At 36.1% G+C, this 24671-nt stretch carries 18 protein-coding genes and 1 pseudogene; 8 read left to right on the top strand and 11 right to left on the bottom strand.

Annotated elements, in window-relative coordinates; genetic code table 11:
• Nucleotides 1-1169: 1169 nt before the first annotated feature.
• Nucleotides 1170-3077 carry a beta-ketoacyl synthase gene (locus L647_RS0120780; RefSeq protein WP_024612724.1) on the bottom strand — a complete coding sequence of 636 codons (1908 nt, stop codon included), beginning with the start codon at nucleotides 3075-3077 and terminating at the stop codon, nucleotides 1170-1172.
• A 126-nt stretch (nucleotides 3078-3203) separates the two neighbouring features.
• Between L647_RS0120780 and L647_RS01000000124750 the strand changes: the two are divergent.
• A pseudogene (locus tag L647_RS01000000124750) lies at nucleotides 3204-4219 on the top strand (helix-turn-helix domain-containing protein).
• Between the two features lie 94 nt (nucleotides 4220-4313).
• Complete coding sequence (locus L647_RS0120790; protein ID WP_024612725.1) at nucleotides 4314-5546, top strand: EAL domain-containing protein; 1233 nt, start codon at nucleotides 4314-4316, stop codon at nucleotides 5544-5546.
• A 272-nt stretch (nucleotides 5547-5818) separates the two neighbouring features.
• On the opposite strand, the gene L647_RS0120795 is transcribed toward L647_RS0120790, so the two are convergent.
• Entirely contained in the window at nucleotides 5819-6547 is a 729-nt protein-coding gene (locus L647_RS0120795) for a YwqG family protein (protein WP_024612726.1), read from the bottom strand.
• Nucleotides 6548-6792: 245 nt separating this feature from the next.
• Here L647_RS0120795 and L647_RS0120800 point away from each other — a divergent pair, with 245 nt between their 5' ends.
• A complete protein-coding gene (locus tag L647_RS0120800) occupies nucleotides 6793-7590 on the top strand; it encodes a hypothetical protein (RefSeq protein WP_024612727.1) in 798 nt (265 codons plus the stop codon).
• Nucleotides 7591-7596: 6 nt separating this feature from the next.
• On the opposite strand, the gene L647_RS0120805 is transcribed toward L647_RS0120800, so the two are convergent.
• Nucleotides 7597-8001 (bottom strand): GFA family protein, encoded by a 405-nt coding sequence (locus tag L647_RS0120805; protein WP_024612728.1) that lies wholly within the window; start codon nucleotides 7999-8001, stop codon nucleotides 7597-7599.
• Between the two features lie 209 nt (nucleotides 8002-8210).
• Between L647_RS0120805 and L647_RS0120810 the strand changes: the two genes are divergently transcribed.
• The 4 genes from L647_RS0120810 (at nucleotide 8211) to L647_RS01000000124755 (ending at nucleotide 13236) form a co-directional block, all read left to right on the top strand.
• Nucleotides 8211-9047 carry a hypothetical protein gene (locus tag L647_RS0120810; protein ID WP_024612729.1) on the top strand — a complete coding sequence of 279 codons (837 nt, stop codon included), beginning with the start codon at nucleotides 8211-8213 and terminating at the stop codon, nucleotides 9045-9047.
• A 140-nt stretch (nucleotides 9048-9187) separates the two neighbouring features.
• A complete protein-coding gene (locus L647_RS0120815; RefSeq protein ID WP_024612730.1) occupies nucleotides 9188-11035 on the top strand; it encodes an ABC transporter ATP-binding protein in 1848 nt (615 codons plus the stop codon).
• A gap of 380 nt (nucleotides 11036-11415) precedes the next feature.
• A complete protein-coding gene (locus tag L647_RS0120820; protein ID WP_024612731.1) occupies nucleotides 11416-11928 on the top strand; it encodes an outer membrane beta-barrel protein in 513 nt (170 codons plus the stop codon).
• 33 nt (nucleotides 11929-11961) lie between these two features.
• On the top strand, nucleotides 11962-13236 hold the full coding sequence (locus L647_RS01000000124755; RefSeq protein ID WP_024612732.1) for an Ig-like domain-containing protein: 1275 nt from the start codon (nucleotides 11962-11964) through the stop codon (nucleotides 13234-13236).
• Between the two features lie 179 nt (nucleotides 13237-13415).
• Here the strand turns inward: L647_RS01000000124755 and L647_RS0120830 are convergent, their stop codons facing one another.
• The 8 genes from L647_RS0120830 to L647_RS0120865 all read right to left on the bottom strand — a co-directional run bounded on the left by L647_RS0120830 (nucleotide 13416) and on the right by L647_RS0120865 (nucleotide 21994).
• Nucleotides 13416-13835 (bottom strand): MAPEG family protein, encoded by a 420-nt coding sequence (locus tag L647_RS0120830; RefSeq protein ID WP_024612733.1) that lies wholly within the window; start codon nucleotides 13833-13835, stop codon nucleotides 13416-13418.
• 182 nt (nucleotides 13836-14017) lie between these two features.
• Nucleotides 14018-16441, bottom strand: coding sequence for a GGDEF domain-containing protein (locus L647_RS0120835; protein WP_081707003.1), 2424 nt, complete (start codon nucleotides 16439-16441; stop codon nucleotides 14018-14020).
• Nucleotides 16442-17005: 564 nt separating this feature from the next.
• Nucleotides 17006-17719 carry a murein L,D-transpeptidase family protein gene (locus L647_RS0120840; protein ID WP_024612735.1) on the bottom strand — a complete coding sequence of 238 codons (714 nt, stop codon included), beginning with the start codon at nucleotides 17717-17719 and terminating at the stop codon, nucleotides 17006-17008.
• A gap of 42 nt (nucleotides 17720-17761) precedes the next feature.
• Nucleotides 17762-18133: a hypothetical protein gene (locus tag L647_RS0120845; protein WP_024612736.1), complete on the bottom strand. Its 372-nt coding sequence runs from the start codon at nucleotides 18131-18133 to the stop codon at nucleotides 17762-17764.
• A gap of 220 nt (nucleotides 18134-18353) precedes the next feature.
• Nucleotides 18354-19154, bottom strand: coding sequence for a DUF2314 domain-containing protein (locus L647_RS0120850; RefSeq protein ID WP_024612737.1), 801 nt, complete (start codon nucleotides 19152-19154; stop codon nucleotides 18354-18356).
• 65 nt (nucleotides 19155-19219) lie between these two features.
• Nucleotides 19220-19573: a hypothetical protein gene (locus tag L647_RS0120855; protein WP_024612738.1), complete on the bottom strand. Its 354-nt coding sequence runs from the start codon at nucleotides 19571-19573 to the stop codon at nucleotides 19220-19222.
• A 75-nt stretch (nucleotides 19574-19648) separates the two neighbouring features.
• Nucleotides 19649-20749 carry a hypothetical protein gene (locus L647_RS0120860; protein ID WP_024612739.1) on the bottom strand — a complete coding sequence of 367 codons (1101 nt, stop codon included), beginning with the start codon at nucleotides 20747-20749 and terminating at the stop codon, nucleotides 19649-19651.
• 63 nt (nucleotides 20750-20812) lie between these two features.
• Nucleotides 20813-21994 (bottom strand): endonuclease/exonuclease/phosphatase family protein, encoded by a 1182-nt coding sequence (locus L647_RS0120865; protein WP_024612740.1) that lies wholly within the window; start codon nucleotides 21992-21994, stop codon nucleotides 20813-20815.
• A gap of 353 nt (nucleotides 21995-22347) precedes the next feature.
• Between L647_RS0120865 and L647_RS0120875 the strand changes: the two genes are divergently transcribed.
• Entirely contained in the window at nucleotides 22348-24663 is a 2316-nt protein-coding gene (locus L647_RS0120875) for a peptidase U32 family protein (protein ID WP_024612741.1), read from the top strand.
• Nucleotides 24664-24671: the final 8 nt, after the last annotated feature.

Below are 24671 nucleotides of genomic sequence, written 5' to 3' on the forward strand. Positions count from 1 at the left end.
CTGCTAATTTTGCAATTCGTTATAACCCAACAGTTAAAAAATATTATCAACGAAAACTGGCTAAAACAAACAAGGTAGTTGCGATTAAAACGGTTGCACATAAGCTCGCAAGAGCGTGTTATCACGTGCTTAAAGACAATGTACCATTCGATGAACACAAGGCGTTTGCTTAGCGTCTATAAAACAAATTAGGTTAACGTGTTGAGCTCGTAATGGGGTTGGTAAAACCATTAGATTTGATTAAGCCTGCACGTTAACCGCTCATATTTTAAATACTGGATATGCCCAATGTTTGAGCCACAAAGGGTTGGTTATGTGTAAGCATAAACCACTGACTTGTTACAGCGCAGTGTGTAAACACAGCCAGAAACTGGACTGACATTGGTACTAAACGATGACTGAGGCGAAAGCCAAGGGGCTTAATTAATCATCAATAAAGCTTAATTAAACTGCCTAAATTCATATGGCGTTCTTTATCCAAGCCACGGTGCATATTCACACCAATCGACGTCATTACTAGGTGCGTAGTCATATTTAAATTGAGTTTAAATAATAAGAACACTTGGTTTTTGAATAAAAAGATCAAGAGAACACAGCTGCCTGCTTGACCGGAATTTTCTAATGGGTGACCCTCACGAATCCCTCAGATGTATCAGCACCCGCAACACGAATGCCAATCCTCTCCCCTATCAGAGAATGTAACCCGAGATATTGGCGTGAAAGGTGTCATCGTTATAGATTGAGGTAACTGTTTCAACTGTTAGCGTTCCGTGGTTTTTGTTTTTGACAAGTTCGGCGTGAGCATTTAACGCTAGAAGTTTGAATATAATAAATAGTCTCGTAGTGTATTTTCGACGTTTTGATAATTAATACTTACCCTACTATTGCGAAAAAACTGAATTGGGTATAAGGCGATTAATAAAGCTTGTTCAAACGGTGCTTAAGCCTGTGAATTTTAGAACGGTTTAGAGCGGATAAATAGGTCTGTTTGTGGGTCTATTTTTAGGGATGGGTCTGTGCTGGATCTGTACCGATTCCAATTTTCAATAACTATGTCAACGCTACAGCCCAGTAAGAACAAGGGTGTTAAGTGTTTTGTAGGAGTACATACGTAATTTTAGACATTAAAAAAGGCGCTTAAAAAGCGCCTTGCCAACAAGTATGTGTGCTTAAAACATATCTTGGTAGGAATTTGTTGTACTAAACGTAATTGCTTTTTCAAAGCCTGGTAGTTGTATGCTTTGCTCATTAATTACAATGTCGTTATCGTCAATTAAACCATCGCCAAAGCGATAAATTAGTTCGTACTGACCTAAATCGGCTTGCGCTTTATATGTTTGTTGAGCTGCTTTTACAGTCTCAGTTTTACTAGCATAACTACTCATAACACTATCGCCATGGCGTTTAGCAAGCATTTGCATTGTCACTTTTGGTGACAGCACTGTAGCCGTTGCATTATTGCCGCCAAAACCTTTTGAGTTAATAAAGGCAATGTCCATATCGGCGCATTCGTAGTGAGCATTTCGAATATCAAGATGATCGCTGTAAACATCATCAGCCACTTTATCTATTGTGGTAATACCTGGCATAATATTATGGCTAAATACACCTAAAGCAATTGCTAACTGGTCGCCGCTTGCCGGTGCAATAGTATGACCAACGTATGCTTTTGGTGCTGTTACTTTCCAATTATCAATAGCAAACGTTTGTGCCACTTTATGATATATCAGCGACTCTGTTACACGATTTAATGGTGTACTTGAGCCATGCGCCAAAATAAAGCTGCGTTCTTGCAGCGCTTCTTTACCTAAAAGCGTTGTTGCTAAAGCTGCCGATTTAGCCATTGTTATGTAGTTACCAGGCCCTGGTGACGTAATTGATTTTTTAATACCATCAGCATTGACAAATACATCAGGTACGCAGCCTAAAATATCAGCTCCTAACTCAAGTGCTAATGCGTCATCCATTAAAATAGTAACTTGAGCGCCTTCGCCTAAAGTAAAGCCACAGTTTTCACCAAATGGACGACTACTTTTACGATAATCTGGTTCATCATCATGCGATAAATTATCTAAACGACGTAAGCCTTCAACGTTTGCAAGCGCACTCATGTTACCAAAACCCTCAATAACTTCTGGGGTAATAGCACATTCTACACTTGCTACAATAGCAACACGTGTACGCCCTGCCTGTATATCGTTAACTGCTGCGCGTAAGTTATATAAAAACGTGGCGCACGCGCCCGACGTAGAAAACGTCGTACCTACGTTGCCAGTTACGTAAGCATTAATAAAGTCTGTCGACATGGTATTTAAGCCAAGCGCTAATTGCTTGGTGCTTACACGTTCGCCTTGTTGGCGTGCTTTAATTAACCCGCCTAATCCTTTATCGTCAACTTGACCAATAACCGACGCTGAATAAGTACCAATTTTATCTGGCTCTACACTATTCATTATGTGCTGCCAATCAAGCCCTGTTGATTTAATGGCATCGGTAGCTGCAAAAATAGTTGCTTGTAAACCACGTGGTTGATAACGACTGTTATACATAACAGATGGATCAAACCCTGTAGGAAACTGCCCTGCTGACTTAATAGGGTTATCACGAGTTGAATCGTGTTTAACATCTATACCAGCGGCAATAGTTACTTTAACTTTTTTTCCTTCAAGCTCTTCAACTACCCAACTAGCTGGAACCGGTGTTGGCAAGTCGCGGGCACGGGTTTCAAATACAATGGCGTTGTCGTTTGATGCATTAAGCGTCATTTTTTGCTGCCATGGTGTAGCGTCAGCATCAAAGTGCTCTTTTTCGATTTTACGAATAAGCGTACCAGCAATAATTTGCTCACCAAAGCGTTCTTCAATATCGCTTTGCTCAACAATATTACCTTGAGAGTCTTGTAGTTGACCATTTACAACGCTTACTAAGTTCATCAGTGTGGCGAGGCCTAAAAATGTTTCACTGCGATCTTTTGCATTTAAAGTGTCTAACACGATACGACGATAACCTTGATGAAAAGAAGTACGACCAGCGGCGTTAATACCACCCATGCCGACTATAACGGGTAATGCTGTCATAATTTGCCTTTAAAAACGTGTTATAAGAAGATGAAGCCAGTTTAAATGGATTACTCGCTGCACATTGTGCTTTAATAGCCAAATATTAAGCATAAAAAGCCAAACAATACTGGTCGGAGCATCTAAATGGGTATTAAGCACATCAATCCCGCATTAAACATTGCCATTGCCGTTTATCCGCATTTATTAATTACTAGCTTAACATTGCCTATAGAAATGCTCAGAGCCGGTGAGGCATTTGCAAAAGGACATAGTGATAAGCAAAATTTCAGACCACTTGCTATAAATTTAGTCGCCAAAAGTAATGATTCAATAAGCAGCCAAGCAGGGCTTGCTATTATTCCCGATTGCACCACCAGCACGGCTCCTTACAGCGATTTAATTATTGTGCCTGGTATATGGCGAAACCCACGTCCTGTTGTGCAAACAAATAAAAGCGTGGTTGATTGGTTAAATAAGAGCTTTAAAGATGGCAGCCANGCCATATTATTGGGGTGGGTACTGGCAACTGTTTAATTGCAGAATCGGGTTTACTTGATGGGCACCCTGCTACAACTCATTGGCATTATGCAAATCAATTTAGTCGCGATTATCCGCAAGTACGCCTAAAGCCAGATTTTTTTATAACTCAATCAGAACGTATGTATACTGTTGCCAGCTTAAACGCACTAGCCGATGTGATCGTACATATTATTAGTCAATACTATGGAAAAGCTGCCGCTCAACATGTTGAACGAAACTTCTCCCACGAAATACGCAAACCTTACGAAGATCAACGTTATCTTGAGGGAGCTGTTGACCGTCATCCTGACGAACTTATTGCGCAAATTCAATTTTGGCTAAAAACCAATTTAGCCACCGAGCTAAACTTACAAGAAGTAGCCGCACAGTTTAGTTTAAGTTATCGCACCTTTACTCGTCGCTTTAGAGTTGCAACTAATCAAAGTCCAATAGAATACTGGCAACAACTACGTGTTGAGGGGGCTAAGGAGTTACTTGCATCATCTAACTTGTCAATTCAAGAAGTAGCGCTTGAAGTAGGCTATAACGACCAAGGTCATTTAACCCGTGTATTTAAAAAAGTACTAAGCCAAACACCGAGTGCTTACAGAAAGGTAGTAAGAAGAAAACTATTTGGTTAATCTTACTTTCGAGCACAGAACATTGGCGCTTTTCTATATATAAATTATACTCTTAGGCAATAAATGCCATTAATACTAATAACTAGGCTATTTCATGAATGAAACACTAAGTAATCACCTTTTTGATTTAAAAGATGATACATCTATAGACTCTAAGCTCTCAAAGTTACTTTCTCTTGTGCGTAAGCATTTAAATATGGAAGTTGCTTTTATCTCAGAGTTTATCGAAAACAAACGTGTTTTTAAATTTGTCGATAATCAAACATCGAGCACCGCTGTACAAGTAGGAAACGCCGACATTATGTGTGAAACATATTGTCAAAAAATCGCTGATAATAAATTAAGCTCTGTTATTAAAAACACGCATACCCATCCTATAACTAAAGTGATGCCGGTTACCGATAGGTTAAATATAGGCTCCTATATTGGCGTGCCAATTAGGCTGTCTTGTGGGGAGGTTTATGGCACTTTTTGTTGTTATAAGTCAGACTTAGATGACAGCTTAAATGACAGAGACTTATCTTTTTTAAAGATTATTTCAGAAATAGCCACTGAATTAATTGAGAAAAAAATTCACAACGATATATTACATCGTGATGCTAAAACAGCGATAAAAGATGTGATCGAAAAAAATAACATCACTATTTATTTTCAACCAATATTTAACTTAAAGACCAATAAATTATCTGGGTTTGAAGCCCTTTCGCGATTTTTTATTGAACCGTATAAAACCCCTGACATTTGGTTTAAAGAAGCGTCTGAACTATCTTTAGGTGAATCACTTGAGATGTTAGCTATACAAAACACACTTAACTGCATACATAAGTTTGATGGCACTGCATACATTTTAATTAATACCTCCCCAGAGCATATTTTAACAGGTGCACTGGCAAAAACATTGCAGCACACCGACTGCAGCAAAATAATACTTGAAGTAACAGAGCATTCGCCTATTTTAGACTACGAAGCCATGCGTAACGCGCTAAAACCACTGAGAGAAAAAGGCATTAAACTCGCAATAGATGATGTAGGTGCTGGATTTTCGTCGTTTCAACATATTTTAGAGCTAGAAGCCGACATAATTAAACTTGATATAAGCCTAACTCAGGATATAAACAAAGATCGCCGAAAATTTCTACTTGCAAAAGCACTGTGCGGATTTGCTAAAGCCATAAACTGCTCTATTGTGGCTGAAGGTATTGAAACGCAAGATGAAATAAATGCGTTGCGCAAGCTTGGTGTTGATAATGTTCAGGGCTATTTTATTGCTCGACCTGTACCTATAGATGATGCGTTAATGTATCAGACACACGTTTTAACGTATTAAACGCCGCTATTAAGTGGCGTTTAATACGTTTGTTGTCTTCGCTATAAATTTACCATAACGCTTAAATACAATTTAACCTGAACTCTGGTTAAGAGATTTACTAGCATATTGAATCATAGTGATATTTAAATTTATTTTCTCTAGCCAGAGATTTTCAGTGAAAACAAGGCGAATTTACGCGTCAATAGCGGGTCTATTGCAAGTAAATTCAACGTAGTTAGCGCTGAAAATAGCCGCTTGAGATAGATTTATTATCCAGAGTTCAGGTTATATTAGCCGGCATCTGATTTTAAGCAACTAAAGTCTTTATTAAGCAGTTTGTCTTTTTCAATAAAAACCATGAGCTTATCTCCATCATGCCAGCACCAATCAAGTTCAGAATTAGACATTAACGTAATGAGTGACATCCACTGCCCTCCCTCAGGCGTTGGGTCATACCCTAATGTACAATGTGAAGGATAACCAAGTATGTAATCATCGCTAAAAACACCGCCATACGACAACTCAAATAAAAGCTCAGGGTCAAACGGCCAATCACTTCTCAATTCTTCATACCTAGGAACATCAACTCCATTGGTAAAACTGATTTTTTTTGATAAAGCTGAGGTGTTTTTCTTTGTATAATCAATAAAGTCTTTTGTGCTCTCCCAGTAATACCCTTTTATATAATCTTCACTTTGCCAAAATATTTCACCATTTTCATCATAAGCATAAAAAAGAGAAAGCATACCTGTTTTTGGAAGGTCTGCAGGCCCATTTTGTATTTCGTCAAAGTTTATTTGCCCTAAAAATAGATATTCACCTTTATCATGAGTAGGCCAAATAAAATTGTTGGGTAAAAATGGGATGCCTCCAAATCGGCTTTCTTCTCCTATGCTTTTTTCTAAACCACTTAATAGCTTTATATCAACACAAGGTAAGGTGATTTCTTCAATATATTCGAGGTATTCATCAAAGTCTTCGTCTTCACTTAAAAAAACGTCTAAATCTTCTGGTTTCATTTTGCTTCCTTTGCATTTTATACATTTAAATTATGTTACCAGTAACCATCTGTTTTATAAACAGATAATACTAGCAACGCGGGATATAGAGACTACTGCAACACCGTAAATAAAACAAATTCGTACCTTTAATAACCACAAGTTACAACTAGAAATAAAATTACAAACCTTGTTACATATTAATTTGTATAAATACATGACTTTCGTGGCACACTACTGTTGTGTTTATATAAATAGTTTAAGTTATGCGCCAGTTAAAAGAAGATACAATTAAAAGTAATCTTATTGAATCGCAGCAAAGTGCATTTGGTCCCGTATGCGTGTATCAAAACGAAGGGTATCGGTGGCTAACGCTTGCACAAAAAACGAATGAAGATATAACTATTCAAGGCGTTATGAACCTCACGCAAACGGAGCAAGTAATCGTTCCTATAAACCAGTGTATGCTGCTATTTTTACTTAAACCTGTAAATACATTAAACATACTAAATTTAGGCCTAGGCACAGCGGGATTTGAGCGGATTATGTATTACTTGCAAAGTAATTCGCCTTATATTAATGCTATAAATACATTTAATACGGTAGAAATAAACCCACATATTGCCGCTATTGCTACCGAGCACTTTAACTTACCAAATAATCACAGCACTTATTTGCAATGCGCCGAGCAATATATCGCACAATGCACAGAACACTTTAACGTAATCACTATTGATATTTTTAGCGGTGAAAATCACCTGCCTTTTTTAACCAGTGATAACTTTTGGCAAAACATAAATCGCTGTAGTGAGCAAAGTACCCAAGTAATTGTTAATTTAAACCCACAAACAGGTCAAGAGCTACAAATGCTTTTAGCACTGCTAAGGCAGCATTTTAAAAGCTTGGCGCTAATAGAGTTTAACGAATATAAAAATATAGTGATCATACTAAGCCAGCATACGTTAATGCACATAAACGTTGATGAAATACAAAACTCACCTGTGTTTATAAATTTTGCGCCAACCCTTTATAAAAGTATTAACAGCATTTACCACATTGAATAAAGTGGGTTACCGACTAGGTTCGTGTTTTTCATAGCACGGTAAGCTTGTTTCTAGCTGCTCCCAATTAGCTTTAGACGTAACAAAGTTATGCGATAATACCTGCTCAGTAATATCGCTATCGAGTATTCCTAAACGAATTCGTATTCTGCTTTTGTCATCGCTGTTGCTGCTATAAACAGGCGAGCCACAACACTTACAAAAATAGCGTGTACGCCCTGGTTTAAAACTAAATTCACTAAGTAGTGCTTGCCCTTTGATTATTGTAAAGTCATCTATATTTACAAAGCCATTGGTTGCAAATGCAGTCCCACTATTTTTTCTGCAAAGTGAGCAATGACAATGAATAATGCTGGTTATACTACCCGATACTTCAACGCCTACCTCACCGCACAAACACGAACCCGTATACATAAAACGTCCTAATAATTTAAACTCAGCTAAAGCTTGCCGAGCTGATTGAATGCAAAGGTATATTACATTTTCAAGCTCTATCAAACCATACCTATTGCTTTAATGATTGACATAAAAACATTAAATTGGTTACATAACCTTTACTTTAAAGTTATAGCCAGAACAATAATTGGTTAACCAAAAACACCTAAACTTACTGAGAGCCAATTATGTATTTTAAACACATTTTAATTTTATGTTTGTTAGGCACATTAGCGTCGTGTTCAACCATCCCTAAAAACACGTCAAACGAATGGCTACTTATTGATAATTTTGAAAACTCACTTAGCGACTGGCAAAGTGTTGATACACAAAATGAAACTAAGCCACAGGTTAAAAACCCACAAATAACAGTTATACAACCAGAACAAGCAACTGAATCCACAAATCATTATTTACTAAAAAAGCCCGCACGCGAGGGCATTGTTGGTAATCGCAAGGCACTCTCTTATAAAAAGCTCCCACAAGTGGTTAAAGTGGGGGAAACCTACACATTTTATATACGTATAAACGTGGCTGCTTTTCCTAATAACCATGCTTTTGGGTTGAGTAATCTTACTCCAGAGTTAATTAATAAACATGCTTACGATGCGTTTGAACCAACACTTCGCGTAACCGATAAAACAGAATCAAACGGTCTTGTAAACGATGGCGCATTAATGGTTAAAACCGACAGCGGATATAGCAATATTCAAAACTATGCTACCAAACAATCGGCCAAGCCACTGCAAACAAATACCTGGTACGACGTATGGTATGTTGTTAATAACGCAGCGGCGTCAGAGCAAGGTCAACAATACGATGTTTATGTAAAAGGCAGTGAATTTAGCAAGCAAACACTGGTGTATAAAAATGCACAATTTAGAATGAAGCGCGAACAACCGCTTATTTACTTTTTAGCTAACTGTAATACAGGTCCAGTTAAAAAACCTTATGGTAATGGTGGCCTCAGATATGACGATTTATATATGAGCAAAGGAATAAACCTAAATAATCCAATGCTATAAAAACAAATAAAGCACTTTTTAAAATATTAAATTATATTAATAACGCTCTACCATATTCACAATTAATACATTACAAACCTGCATTTAAAAATACTTAAATGGTATGATACCCACCATTATTTGCCATTTAAGTTTTTAAAATGTATCGATTATTTGAAAAAATGACAAAAGCATTTCCTGAGGATCAACCTACTCAGCCGCCTTCGACTTTATTTGCTTTTTGTCGTCACTACACCAAAGGAATGGAACTGTCGTTGGTGCTTATGTCTATCAGTGCCGCCATGCTCGCTATTTTAGAAGTCTCTTTATTTAGCTATATGGGACAGCTTGTTGATTGGTTAACGGCCTACACACCCGAAACCCTATTTGTAGAGCAAAAGTCAGAGCTTATCAAAATGGCTGTAGTGCTATTACTGGTATTGCCCGTAGTCGTATTTTTTCATTCTGCTATTTTGCACCAAGCATTACTGGGCAATTACCCTATGTCGATTCGCTGGTTAGCGCATCGTTATTTACTGCGCCAAAGTGTGAGCTTTTATCAAAATGAGTTTGCAGGAAGAATAGCCACCAAAGTATTGCAAACCTCTTTAGCCGTTCGCGAAACAGTGACCAAACTACTCGATGTATTAATGTATATTGTAGTTTATTTTGGCTCAATGGTATTTTTAGTTGCCGAAGCTGATTGGCGCTTAATGATCCCTTTATTAGTTTGGTTGGTTTTATACATTTGCGTACAGCTTTATTTTGTACCGCGCCTTAAAAGAATTGCCAGTTCACAAGCCGATGCGCGCTCAGAAATGACAGGTCGAATTGTTGATAGCTACACAAACATTTCTACAATTAAATTGTTTTCGTATACCCAACGTGAAGAACAATACGCAAAACAAAGCATGGATGTATTTTTGCAGCCTGTGTATAAACAAATGCGTTTGGTAACCAGCTTAAACTTTGTTATTCAAAGCTTAAATTATTTATTAGTATTTTCGGTTACCGCTGTATCACTTTATTTATGGTCGCTTAGTGCAATTAGCGCAGGTGCCATTGCAGTTGCTGTTAGTTTAGCGCTTAGATTAAACGGTATGGCGCAATGGATCATGTGGGAAATAAGCAGCTTGTTCGAAAACATTGGTACCGTAGCCGATGGCATGAAAACACTTTCAAACCCTATTGAAGTTGCCGATAAACCAAATGCCGATACGCTTAACGTAAGCCAAGGTGCCATTGAGTTTAGCAACGTACACTTTAACTACGGTAAAGCAGCAAACGAGACTAATCGCAGCCCAGTAATGGACGGTTTAAATTTAAACATTAAACCTGGCGAAAAAATTGGTTTAGTCGGCCGCTCTGGCGCAGGTAAATCAACGCTTGTTAACTTATTACTGCGTTTTTACGATACTGACTCAGGAACAATAAAAATTGATGGGCAAAACATCACAGACGTAAGCCAAGAAAGTCTACGCCGCTACATTGCAATGGTTACGCAAGACACTTCCCTGCTTCATCGCTCAGTAAAAGACAATATTTTGTACGGTCGTCCCGATGCAACACAAGACGAAATGATCAACGCGACCAAACAAGCTAAAGCTCTTGAGTTTATAAACGACTTAGTAGATAGCAAAGGTAACAAAGGCTTTGATGCACAGGTAGGCGAACGCGGTGTTACACTTTCGGGTGGTCAACGCCAGCGTATTGCTATTGCACGTGTACTTCTTAAAAACGCACCAATACTCATACTCGACGAAGCCACAAGCGCACTCGACTCAGAAGTAGAAGCAGCAATTCAGGCAAGCCTTGATGATTTAATGACAGGCAAAACAGTAATCGCGATAGCGCATAGGCTCTCAACCATTGCACAAATGGATAGATTAATTGTACTTGATGATGGCGGCGTGGTTGAGCAAGGCACTCATGAAGAACTAATCGCTAAAGGCGGGATTTACGCTGCTCTTTGGACTCACCAAACGGGTGGGTTTATAGGGATAGATTAATCGTATAGACCAAAACAGTTATAGCCACTATGTATTATAAAGTTTGGTTTTATCACTGCGCGACTATTTCACTCATCTTTTAACTGTTGTCTCGTAATGCTTTAACGGCTAATTGAACTAAAAATAAAAACGAAGATGCCCTACACGCTCTTCGTTTTTTAGTTATTACAAACGTTTTATTTAAAACTATAAAGAATAAAAACAGCTCTCGAATGCTTTTCATCCAAGCTTATAAGCAAAGGTGCGTAACTTATTAAGGCTTTAATAAAAGTAGTTATCAGTACCTTATTTAAGCCCAAACATCGACCTTTCCTTGATTAAGTTTAGCCAATTATATACCATCATCGTCTTATAAAAATTTACGGATAGTTAACCTCTTTATGGAAAAAATACTTTCTCTACTTTTGCTTTGCGCATCTTTTCAGTCTTTTGCTGACACCGCTTATATTGGTGTAGATTATGTTTTACCTGAAATCACAATTAATAACGAAGATACAGAACCTAAAGCGGCAGCACTGCGTTTAGGCGTAAGTAATAACAATATGGCTTTTGAAGCCCAATATTTAACTTCTTTAAGTACTGATAATATTTATAATATTGAGTTCGACATAGAAGAAAGTGTTGCCTTGTTTTTTGTTATGCAATCAGATGTTGTTAATGGCTTTGGCTTAGACGTCTCTTTAGGGTATGCACAAACAAACATTGCAGTTGCCGGTCCAGAAGAAACAATTAACGGTGATTTTCAATATAAAGGTTTTGCTTGGGGGCTTGCCATACATCAAGATATTCCTTACATAGACAACACCCAAATTAGACTTGGTTATCAATCTTTGTACAACAAAGGTGATATTGAAATTACAGCTATTTCTCTTGGTTTTACATACCAGTTTTAGTCGTCCGTATATAATAAAAGGCATTTCTCTAAAATGGCAAAACTACACACTCTCCCTAAATTATCAGTTATCGCGGTCCTTTTAACAGGTATCGTTGGTTGTGGCTCTGATAGCGAATCAGCCGACTTAGTAAAAGCAGTTACACTGGAAAAACTCCGTACTGAAGGCACTATTATAGAATCGGTCACTATTGTAAACGATCAAACTCGTTTAAGAGCTGGCGAAAAACATCAACTTAGTGCAACAGGTCTTGATAGTAACGGCGAAACGCGAAATGTTACTAATGAGCTAACTTGGACCTCAAGTAATACCGATATAGCAACCGTGAGTAACAGTGGTTTAGTAACTGCTGTCGCTAACTTATCAGCTAATCAAGGGGTTGTAACAATTACAGGTACGACCATTAATGATATTTCTGGCGATGGAGAAATGTCTATAAGCGATGAAGCTGTAACAAGTATACAATTAAAACAAGCATCGCCTGAAACCGGTAATATTAACACCTGTATTAATGCAAGCATTAATGGTGATGTTACCTATGCAGATGGTTATATCTCATTGAACACAGTTAAAGATATGAGCTTTGCATTAGATGATGCAACCACAGCATCGATTGATTCAGATGGTACTTTATATACTTCATCAGCCGAAATCGAAACTACATCGGTTACTGCAAAAATAGGTGATATTACAGATCAATTAACGGTTACCGCCGACCCTATTAACTTAGAAAACATTGATGTTTTAGTTAATGATGTTGCAACAGACATAATTACATTAAACGTCGGGTCGCGTTTACAAGTTAACGCACAAGCGAGCTTAGTAAACGAAGAATCAGCTTTTGATATCGACTCTACAATAAGCTGGTCGGTTCCAAATACAAATAACGTCGGTATTACTACTGAAGATAGTGAAAATGTTACTTTGTTTGCTCTAAAGCCTGGTGTTACTCAATTAATAGGTACTTGTGGTGGCAAACAGCAGGTAGTAGCTGTAGAAGTGACTGGTAGTGCAACTCTCGATAGCATTCAAATTAATGATGGCGAAAGCCCGCTAGTATTAGAACCATTGCAAACCATTGATTTAACACTTACAGCTAACTATTCTACTTCGCCTTCTAGCTTAAATGTTACCGAATTTGCTGATTGGAGCCTCAATGGTAGTGATATAGTGAGTGCTGAAATAATTGACCCTGGTACTAATCAGGCACTCTATAGAATAACCAGTAAATTAAGCGCTAATGGTACTGCTATTGTGTCGGTGACCTACGACGGCATAATCAGTAGTACACAAATTAATATTGAATAAGTTAGGCATCTAATTTTATAGTCACTAATTTACAAAATTAATTAGCTATTACAACATAAAGTAAACTGCTAAAAAAAGCGAAGGAGCAATTAAGCCCTTCGCTTTTTTGTTATTTTAATATCACTTATTATCCCAACTCAAAAACTAACAAATTAGTTAATTAAAAAGTGATATATAATCTAAGCAATTAGCCTTAAGCCAATCATTACCAGCATAACCACATTTGCAATCACACCAATCAAAAAGAAGTAACTACGTGGACTAGGATTTTTCTCAGTTGCTATCATGTAGTACAAAGTCATATGAATCAAACGGGCTATAACGTAAATCCATACACATATTGCAAAAATCGGGCTTTGGTAATTAATTACAAACGCAAATAGCACTGTACCTATAAATAATGCGCTGTTTTCAAGTGTGTTATGAAATGTTCTGTGTGCCCTAAATATAAAGCTGGCATGTGATAAATTTTCGTCAATTTTACCTGGTACGGCATTAGGCTCTTTTGCTTTGCTAAAGGTAGCAACGGCCCACTGTATAACCAGCATAATTAGATAAAAATAAAACGCCAAATAGGCAGAAAGTGCAACTTCAGTCATTATTAAATCCTTTGTTTTTTATATAATTATTTAAGGATGCAATTTTAAGACCTAAATTAATACATTGATATATAACAAATAAATGAAATTTACCGTTTAATAAATGTAAGTAACTCATAGCACTGTAAAAAATTTACTTAACCAAAACTCAACGTATTTAAAATATTATGTGTAATATTATTTTATTCAGATCTAAAAAGCTTAAATTCTTCTAGCGAGTGCTCCCAAACAGACACCTTATTACGCCCCAAGGATTTAGCTTCGTAGAGTGCTAAATCAGCTTGTTCTATTAACTCAAAAGGTGTTTTAGCATTAAATTTAATGGACGTAACACCAAAACTACACGTTACAGAAATACCATCAAAATGTGTTTTCTCTACTTTATTACGCATGTTTTCTGCAATTTGCATTGCCTGCAGTTGAGAAGTACCTGGTAATACAATACAAAACTCCTCACCACCAAACCGAGCCGTTATATCATCTTCACGAGCACAACTTTGAAGTACCTTAGCAACCCCACATAAAACAGAGTCGCCAATACAATGTCCGTAAGAGTCGTTAACGCTTTTAAAGTAATCAATATCGACCATTAAAATACAATACTCATTAAGTTGATCTAACTCAGAAAAATCACGATTTAAAACTTCAAATAAAATACGACGATTATAACAATCGGTTAAAGGGTCTCTTGCTGCCAAATAATCTAATTCTCTATTTCTTTTTTTAGATGCAGTAAAACTTCGATAAATAAATAAAACAAAGGCGAGGCATATTGCTAATAATAGCGCTAATGCGATACTTGCATATTTGTTTTTTGCCAACTCGAGTTCTGAAATAACCCGCGCTTGGCCTGAGTTTTCAATTTCACTGTTTTTCTTTGCGAGTTCTAGCTGGTGGAATTTTTCTCTTTCCTTTAACGACTCCAACTCAATTTCCATTTTATAAGAATGCAGATGTGCTTTTTCTAATGCGACTTTGTTTTCTTCTTTTTCATTTTGGAGAATTTCGATCAGTGCTATTTCTTTTTCAGCGAAGCTTAGTGATTCTGCAATATTCCCTCGTAATTTTTCTGCTATTCGCATTTCACGATAAGCATAGAGAGTGTGTAATTTAGAATCTATTTGAGCCGACAAAGCGAGCGACTCTTTAAGTAAGTTAACAGCCTCATCAGTGTCATTACCAATAAGAGCTGCAGCTAAAGGAATAAGAGATTTTATTTCATAAAGCGGACTCCCCGTTTGCCTTGCTAATAATAAGGACTCTTTATAATACTCCAAAGCCTTACTTTTATTTCCTTGGCCATTATAAATATTAGCGATGATTCGTGCAGTTACAGAGATATACGACGTCAGGTTTTCATGTTTGTATGTTGTGTAAGCATTTTGTGCAAATTGCATAGCGGAATCATAATTACCAGACTCAAAATTAATAACAGCCATTTCTCTTAATGCAGAAGCAAGGGTTTTTTCATCCACCTTGCCTTTTTGCAAATTAATTGTAAGTTCATAAAAAAATTCAGCTTGGTCATATTGTTTTAACCGAGTATATATAAACCCCATCTGGTTAGCTGTTTTGGCAATACCAAGTTCATCATTCACTTTTTTGTAATATAAGTACGCATCACGCACATGCTTAAGCGACTTTTCATACAAACCAATATGACGATAAATAATACCTGCACCCAGTGATGCTTTCGCAAACCCAACTGGGTCATCAATACTTTTTTGTATCTCTAAGCCTTGAGTTGAGTAATCAAGTGCTAAAACTAAATTATCTAAATAACGCTGGGCCTCTGCTAACGTGTTTAAGGTACGCGCCATCAATTTTAAATCATCCAAGCTGGTGTATACTTCTAAAGCTTTTGTATAAAAGTGTGCGGTTTGCTCTCTATTTTTAAGACGCTTGTAAGACTGAGCAAGTTTTTTGTAAGTTTCACCTAAGTGCTTCTGTATTTGGTTATCTTTACTTGTAAGGTGTTTTACTGCAGATAAATATTGTACATTAGCGTCGTGATATTTCTTTTGTTTATAAAGCATATCGCCTTTAATAATAAAGACTTGAGCTATAAAAAAGTCGTCAGCGTAATTTACTGTTAAAGGTAATATAGTTTCAATTTCTTTATTAAGCTCTAAATAGCGTTTTTCATCTAATAATATTTTTATACAATTTAAGGCTGACTTTATTTGGTTACGAGTATCATTTAATTTACCGTAACTAATTGAGGATTCGTGAAAATGATGTAATGACTTATCAATGTTATTATTTTTTTGATACGCTTGACCTAACAAATTATGTAGCTGTGCGGTTAACTGTATATCGGCATTTAGCTCAGCCTCAGACAACATTTTCTTACTTAATTCAATACTCATTATTACATCAGTATCAATAAGCAATTCAGCCCTTTTTAATAAACCTATATTAGTTTCTTTGGCTACAATATCTGGAGTGACTTCTTGCGCGTAAGCAAAACTTAAATTAAAAAAAACAATAAAAAACGATGCGCATATTAAAGACCTAGAAGGGAATGCTAGGTTTGTAAAAAGAACTTGTTTATGGGAGTTAAAGCTCCCCTTTAATCTATGGTATGAGTAGGTATAATGTTCCATATTTGCCGTTTTATTTTTAGTTTTTATTTCAATAATAAATATGTGAAAACAAATACAACGCATTTGCTTTGCCAAGTATTTACGTATTTATATCTTAGTCAATAAACTCAATGTGCTATTAGTAATAGTGTTTACTAGCATCAACAGGTAGCTTTTACATTATATATACCACTAATTAGCGATTACTTATAATTAATGTTAACTGCGAAGAATAATACTAAATAGTAATTATTCTTTATCTCAGTTAAATTTTGAGACCTGACGCATTTTATTAATTTAATAATACTATTTCAATACAATCTCAATGTTGTTGTTCGCGAAAATTGCACACACTTTTATGTAAGTTATACACCTAGTACCTTAAAATTTAGTATATTATTTTTATAAATCAACTCTAAACTACTAATTAGCTTAGTAGATTTTTATAAATAACAGCTAAAAACAGTAAAAACTTTGAATAATTTACACTTAGAGTTTTGAGTCGTACAACAAATAGATTTAAAAAGCCTATTTATACTTAAAATAGCAAAAGCTTCATCTAAAAAAGCTTTTATATTCAAATAATTAGTTAAATATGTATTTCTTATGACTAACTTCAACGTTTGGTGGTTTTTTATATTTGTTAAAGTAATCATAACCTTCTTTTAGATTAAGCCAAAAAGAGTACCATTTACTTGATTGGTGTTTTAATAAAAGCTCACTATCAAGTTTAAACGGAAACGAGTGAACCCTAAAAAATGGTTGCCCTGACTTTAATGCTGCAGCACCAAGTGCGTAAATTTCATTTATGTATTCATCAGTCATCGCATAACACCCGATAGAAACGCAGTCTCCATGAACCATCAATGCACTCCCTGTTCGGTTGTGTATACGGTCGTATTTATTTGGAAAGCCCAAATTAAATGATAAGTGATAGCTACTCCAAGGGTTAAGCCTATTGGCATTCACATAATAAAACCCCTCAGGACTTTGATTATCACCTTCTTGTAATTTTGGTCCAAAATTTCCCGAGAATGTACAAATTTCATAATTTTTAAAGTTTATATATGTACCGTCATCCGACTCAACCCATACTTCAAGAATACCTGGCTCTTTGAATATTCGAATAAATATAGGTGCTCCATATTTAAGACCTTTATTTGCCAGCTGCTTTTTTAATGCTGGCTCTACCATTGATATCGCTTTTTCAGAACGTGCACTTGTAGGGAGTTCAGACGCAATAGAGCCATACGTAAAAAAAGTAGACAGTGCTAACATTATTAATTTTAGTTTATTCATAATTCAGTTCAACTACCTTGGAGTAGCAATATAATAAGTAAATTATCGTGCCGCATAAGACATTTCAAATAGTATATCAATACCAGTAACCAGCACTAAAGCTAACAACAAAGCTGCAAAAGCTTTCCCAAGTAAAATACTCCCTCTCTTAAATCCATAACATTTATAAGCATAATATGGTACGCCAACACCCCCTAACAAAGCGCAAAACAATGGTTTACCACCTGCATCCTTAATATTATTCTCTTTCGCATGAGCTCTACACCACATAAATAAAAGCACCCCAATAATAGCTATATGTAGGAAATATGTAACGTCGACCATATTTCTAGAGTAGAGAAAATATGAATCAATTACAGCTGAAACTAAAAAAGAAATGATTAATGCTAGAGCAATTTTATGCGAAGATTTCATATTATCCTTTATGACTAACGAGGTTGTATAACTCACCGCCTTACAAGCGAATGACGTAAGTTAGACGTAATGCAAACTAAAAACTTTACTAAAATGGTAGTAAATCGTGTCGAGATTCATAACTTGCTTAAATATACTTTAGGGTAACTCGCCCAACAGACTAAAAATAGTGATTAAACGAGTTATTTAGATTATTACATCTTAATAATCATAGAGCTTGTTACTGCTTAGTTTTGCTTTTTAATAAATCAGCTATTTCATGCCAACCCATCATATTAGCTAATTCAATTGCACTGTGCCCATTTGAATTACATAGTTGTGGATCTGCGCCATACTTTAACAACAGTGAAACCGCAATATAATTACCGGCTAAAGATTCTCTATGAAGCATTGTCCAACCATTTTCATCAACACTCGTCGCTACTGAAGGGTTTGTTTGAAGAGTTTCTTCTATTTTTGAGGCCATATTAACACTCATAGGGTGTTCTAATATTTTGCTAGGGGTACCGCTTTCAGTATTAATCATTACTTCTTGTGGTTTATTTTCACCACTGGGTGTTAATTCAATTTCACTAGGGTTACCAAAATCTAATCCCCATGCATTATCATGTTGATTTCTTTCTTGCTCAGACATTCTCAAACGCATTAAATTAACGGTATGCCCGCCATAAACTTTATTATCAATAACATACATCCAATCCCCAATATCGCTTACAGGAATATTAACCACATCACCTGCAGACACATTTGAAGCCCAATTAGGTTCATTCATTAAGGTACCTGTTACATTTATTCCATCAAAATCAATATCGCCTATCCACATGTGCTCAAAGGGAGGTACGCCATCGCCTTTATCTGTTTTAAAAGCAACCTTAACAATTGATAAATCAAGACCAGGAACTATTCGTCTTGATTCCCAAGCGAGCTCTCTCCAAAAATACTTAAACGTATCTCTTGCTGCCCTGCTCACGTTTTCCATTTCGCTGTCGTTACTGAAAAATAAAACCTGTTTATCTGTCATTTAATACTCCTTATTTTAAAAGTCATTTAATGTATCAAAAGCTGTGCTTATAATTTTATAAGTCGCTAAAGAGATAACCACTCATTTTTGAAGCCTTTTCTGGCTATAAGTATGTGCGAAACAATCATACCAACGAGAGGTATAATAAACATAGATATGAGCGTTAATAACACCCATAAAATCCAATTCGCCTTATTTTTTGAAGCAACAATTCCCAAAGATACCAAGTAAAAAGCCAGTAATGATCCTGTATAAATACCTAGCTCTAACTCTTTATTTAAAATCGATACTGTAATCACCGTAATGATAGACACAAGTAAAATGGTTAATATTGAAAACCATACTCTGTTATTGGTTTTGTATTTTTTGAAATCTTCATCGCTCAGCAAAATTTTTTGACTGACTACATTTTTAATCATTTCTACAATCCCTATTAAATACAACTATAAAAACACCATAAACAGTGTTAAAAATATAACTTTAATATCAAACACTTATAAAAAATTCAAATTATTATGTATTACAATTACCTTCTTATTGCTTACTTCTCTATCCGTCCACGGATACAAAACAACAGAATAAGCATTCTCTTGTGTTTTATTTATGCTAGATATTATTAAATTTGCACCTTTAATAATGAGTATTTTACCGCTAACAAGCTCTTTGTACCCGTTTGTGTCTTTACTATAATACAACTCTAAAACAGAATCATTTTTTGTGACTAACCAGCCATTTCCGTACTCAGTGTTAAACTGAGTAACATAAGTATGCTCGCCAATTTTGATTGGTTGCCACATATTAAAAATATCATCTTTAATATCTATGACTTCATTAGGTTTACATACGTTGTCTTTACTTATTTTTTCAACAATAATTTTTCCACCTTCACTGCACAAAACATACGATTGATCAGTGAAAGATAAACTAATAACTTCCCGAACAAAGTCACTAGATGCACGCAACTCTCTACGCTTTACTTCAATACCTTTTTCATCTATTTGCCTGTGTAACCAAGTAAAGCCATGATGAGACAATAAATGAATTTCGTTATTTTCAACAAATATTTTATTTTTGTTAGGTAATGGCACTTTAATATTATGTTTTTTCTTTAGCGCTTCGTTTTTAAACTCCATTGCCAACAATTTATCTGGTTTTTTATCATCATATATTTCAACATCATAAAAAATCGAAAATTGATTTGAAACACCAATAAAGTTACCCGTAAAAGGTCTATTCCCTTTAGGTAATTTAGTGTTTTTTCTATTAAAAAGTGGAATGCTAATTTCTAATTCTTTGTTAGGATCATAAGGCACAATCGAAACATAATTATCTAAAGTTGGACTTAAAAATAACGTGGGTAAAATACCATCTTCTTCAATAAAGCTCTTAGAGTTTCCAGCAGCATCTAAAATGGTATAAATTAGCTCATACGCTCCGCATTTTTTATAAACATAATTCGCGAGTAACGTTTTACCGTTACAACAAATACTTCCATGCGTTGATATACCATGCGAAGTGATTAATGTTGTTATTTCAACAAAATCAAAACTTTGTGTAGATGAATCAAAAACGGTAATTTGATTAATATTTTCCATTTTAAGCTAATATTCCATTTGTATTTAAATAGCAGTAAACCGTTCTATTCATGCAAAATAGTTCTACGATCTTAATGTTAGCGTCACTAATACCACACCATGATCGGTAGTTAAGTCATCACGCTCGTACTCAGGGTTTATTAAGTGGCGATCGTAAGTTTTATAGTCGCTTACTTCAAAAAAACTTCCAAGGTAGCTGGCATCAAACTCACTTGATAATAAAATATAATCAAGCACCGAGCTGCTCGCGCCATAGTAATGTGTAGGCGCCCTTAACGGAATTGCCTTTGGAGCATCTATATTTTTGGTGTTTACACAGCTTGCATCAATAATGCTTTCGCCATCACTTAAAATTGCTTCATCTGAAACAACGTTTTCAGCTAGCGATTTGCCTGTAATAGTTTCACTTGTAGCAGCTTCACTTTTAATCGCTTCATTAAGAGTTGCTTCATCAGCACTCAAATACGATTTAACAAATAAATCCCAAGAATCATTTAAGCAATATTTAGCAAGGTAGGTTTTAGCGTCAAACGCAGGAGCAAAACGTAGCGTATTAGTAAGTAAATGACTGAGCACACCATCAGCTAGGTCGTTATTAAAATCGCCCATTAGCACCATGGGTTGCTGCGTAGCTTCGCGCCTAGCAATCATTTCTATCATTAATAACGTAGCTTCACTACCACGCTGAACAGTAGAACCCCAACCGCCCGCTACATTCGATTTTAAAATCTCAATTATGTTCTTTTCAGGCGAACGTTCTTGTAAAGGATCGGCTGAAAGCTCTTTACTGTGTTCACCAACTTCAATCATTGGGCGCTTAGATTTAAAATGCACCACATAACAATCGGTATTACCTATATGCGGCAAAGTAATGGTAGCTCTTAGTACCTTGCGGCTAAATATAAAGTCACTATTAAGCCCAACAGTACTGGCAAGTTCACTATCGTGCTCGACCGCTGCTACTTCAACTATCGGGTATTTAGCGGCAATCGCCACTACTGGGCGCTTATAAATAAAGTCGTCAATCACTTCTGGCGCATCTACCACCGCAAAGTAATTATAACCCTGCCCGCCCACTAACTCTTTTAACGAGTCAATACTAAACACTTCCTGAAAACCAATTACATCAGGCTCGTGCTCTGTTAAGTAATCAACAATCCAACGCTGCTTTTTAGCCCACTGCTGCGCGGTATAAATTTTCTCAAATTCATAATATGCATTGGGCGGCTCAAGGTAATTAAACAGGTTAAATGTGGCTATTTTAAGTTGGGTATCTAAAACTACAGACTCAGATGAGTTTTCAGAGCTTATTGTTAATGATTTATCTAGTGATTTAAGATTACTGATACAGTTGCCTATTTAAAGTATAAAAGTACTTGGGTATAAAAACAGTTCGAATTAATGATAATACACTCAGCTGATTTGAATTAACATCGAGCTAAACAACTCAACTAAATAAATTTCAATTTATATTAACTCATATAGTTTTACCTTTTAACGGCTCATCTTTTTTTATATCACCCAATAAATAGCATTCATGCGCCTAAACAGATAAAATTCGCGGCAATTAAATATGAGCGAAAAAGTGAAACGTTGTTATGAGTAGAAAGATTGAATTATTAGCCCCTGGCGGTGATGTAAATGCGGTTAAAGCCGCTATTGTAGCCGGCGCTAATGCGGTTTATTGTGGATTAGATACCTTTAATGCCCGAAACCGTGCCTCTAATCTTTCGTTTGACGAACTTAACGGCGCACTTCGCTTAGCACATGAATACGGTTGTGAGATTTTTTTAACGCTCAATGTAGTTATATTAGAGCATGAAATGGGTGCGCTATTTAAGCTACTAAACCAGCTAGTTAATACAACACTTGATGGCATTATTGTGCAAGATTTAGGGTTGTTCAATATAGTTAAAAAGCACTTTCCCACCTTACACATTCACGCATCAACGCAGTTAACGACCCATAACGAATCGCAAGTTGAATTTTTAGCGCGCATTGGCGCTACACGTGTAAATTTATCGCGCGAGCTTAACTTAACCGAAATTAAAATATTGACTGATGTAGCGCACAAATGCGATGTATTAACTGAAGTATTTGTACATGGCGCATTGTGCATAGCGTTTTCGGGGCAATGTTATTCAAGCTCAGTAAGTGTGGGTAACTCAGGTAACCGTGGTCGTTGCTCGCAAGCATGTCGTGACGAATACGAGCCAACCGCTATGGGTAACAAACACCCATTAAACTTAAAAGATAATTCAGCCTATTTTGATTTACCAGAGCTGGTAGCCGCAGGCGTTGACTCGCTAAAAGTAGAGGGCCGAATTAAAGGCGCTAACTACGTACACACGGTTATTGATAGCTGGCGTAAACAGATAGACACTTTTGTGCAAACCGGTAACTTAATTGAAGACGATTCGAGTCTTTATAAAGTATTTAACCGTAACTTTACTAATAAATTTTTAACCGGCGACATGACCAAAAACATGTTTACCGATAACCCACGCGACCACAGTTTTGATCACGCTAACGAAAAAAACAACGCAATTTCGGTTGTGCAAATTTACGATGCACAGCAAGAGCTTTCTACTCAAAAAAGTGAAATTGATTCGTTAGTTAAAAAGAAAATTGAATTTTTAGATATTTCAAAACGCGAACTTACATTTGAGTTTTCGGGGCAATTAAATCAGCCATTTACGGTTAACGTAATTATTGAATCTAAAAACGAAACTATGTTAGCAGGCTCAGAGTTAACGAATGCCGAGCCTAGTCAGCGTTTTGAAGTGCAATCGCAAATGCTAATGCAAGCTGCTGATAAGTCGGTAGTTGATATGGATGCAATAGAAAAACGCTTTAAAACGTTTAGTAATGCAAACTTCAACATTAAAAAAATGGATTATTCAAACTTAGGCGACAACTTAACCGTGCCGTTAAGTATTCCGTTTAAAGAACTTGCCCGTATTAAAAAACAGGTCGCGTTTTTATTAAATGAAGGCAAAGACGTAATTGCCCCTGTTGAATTACCTAAACTGGTAAACCACGAAAAAGAAGATAAAAACAAAACCACACTGTCTATTTTAATATCGGACATAAAAGACATTTACCTATGTGATTTAAGTAATGTAGACGTTTACTTTAAATTACCTGAAAGCTTTAGAAAAAATAACGACGCGTACATTAATATATTTTTAGAGAACCCACAGTTAATTCCGTACTTTCCGGCTGTGATGATTGGCAAAGACTTTGAAGAAGCCGTGCGCTTACTTGAAACAGTAAAACCAAAACTTATAATTAGTAACAATACAGGTGTTGCCTTTAAAGCAGTGGAGTTAGGTATTGACTGGATTGCAGGCCCGTTGCTAAACACTACAAACTCATATGCATTATTAACGCTGCAAGAAGATTTAAATGCTAAAGGTGCGTTTATTTCAAACGAGATTAACAAGCAACAAATGCGCAGTATTAAACGCCCTAACAACTTTAAAATGATGTACAGCATTTATCATCCAATACTAATGATGACCAGCCGTCAGTGTTTTTTCCAACAAACCGTAGGCTGTAAAAAACCACGTATAGACGCAAGCTGCATGCTTAGCTGCAAAAAAGAAACAACGGTCACTAACGTTAAAGGGATTAGCTTTGCTATTGATAAACAAAAAGGCGGATACCCGAGTATTTATAACCATGAGCAATTTTTGAATATGGATATTGTGACCGATTACGCCGACAAGTTTGACGAGTTTTTTATTGATTTGACCGACATTGGTTCAGGCGATAAAGACAAACTCGATAAAGCCGTATTATTAGAGCATTTTCAAAATTTAATAAGTGGGCAAACACAAGCCCAAGATCAATTAAATCAAATGGTAAAAATACAAACACGCCAGCAATATGTTGAAGGCTTAAACAGCTAAGGTAAGCA

The sequence above is a fragment of the Pseudoalteromonas sp. TB64 genome (assembly GCF_000498095.1).
GTDB lineage: Bacteria > Pseudomonadota > Gammaproteobacteria > Enterobacterales > Alteromonadaceae > Pseudoalteromonas.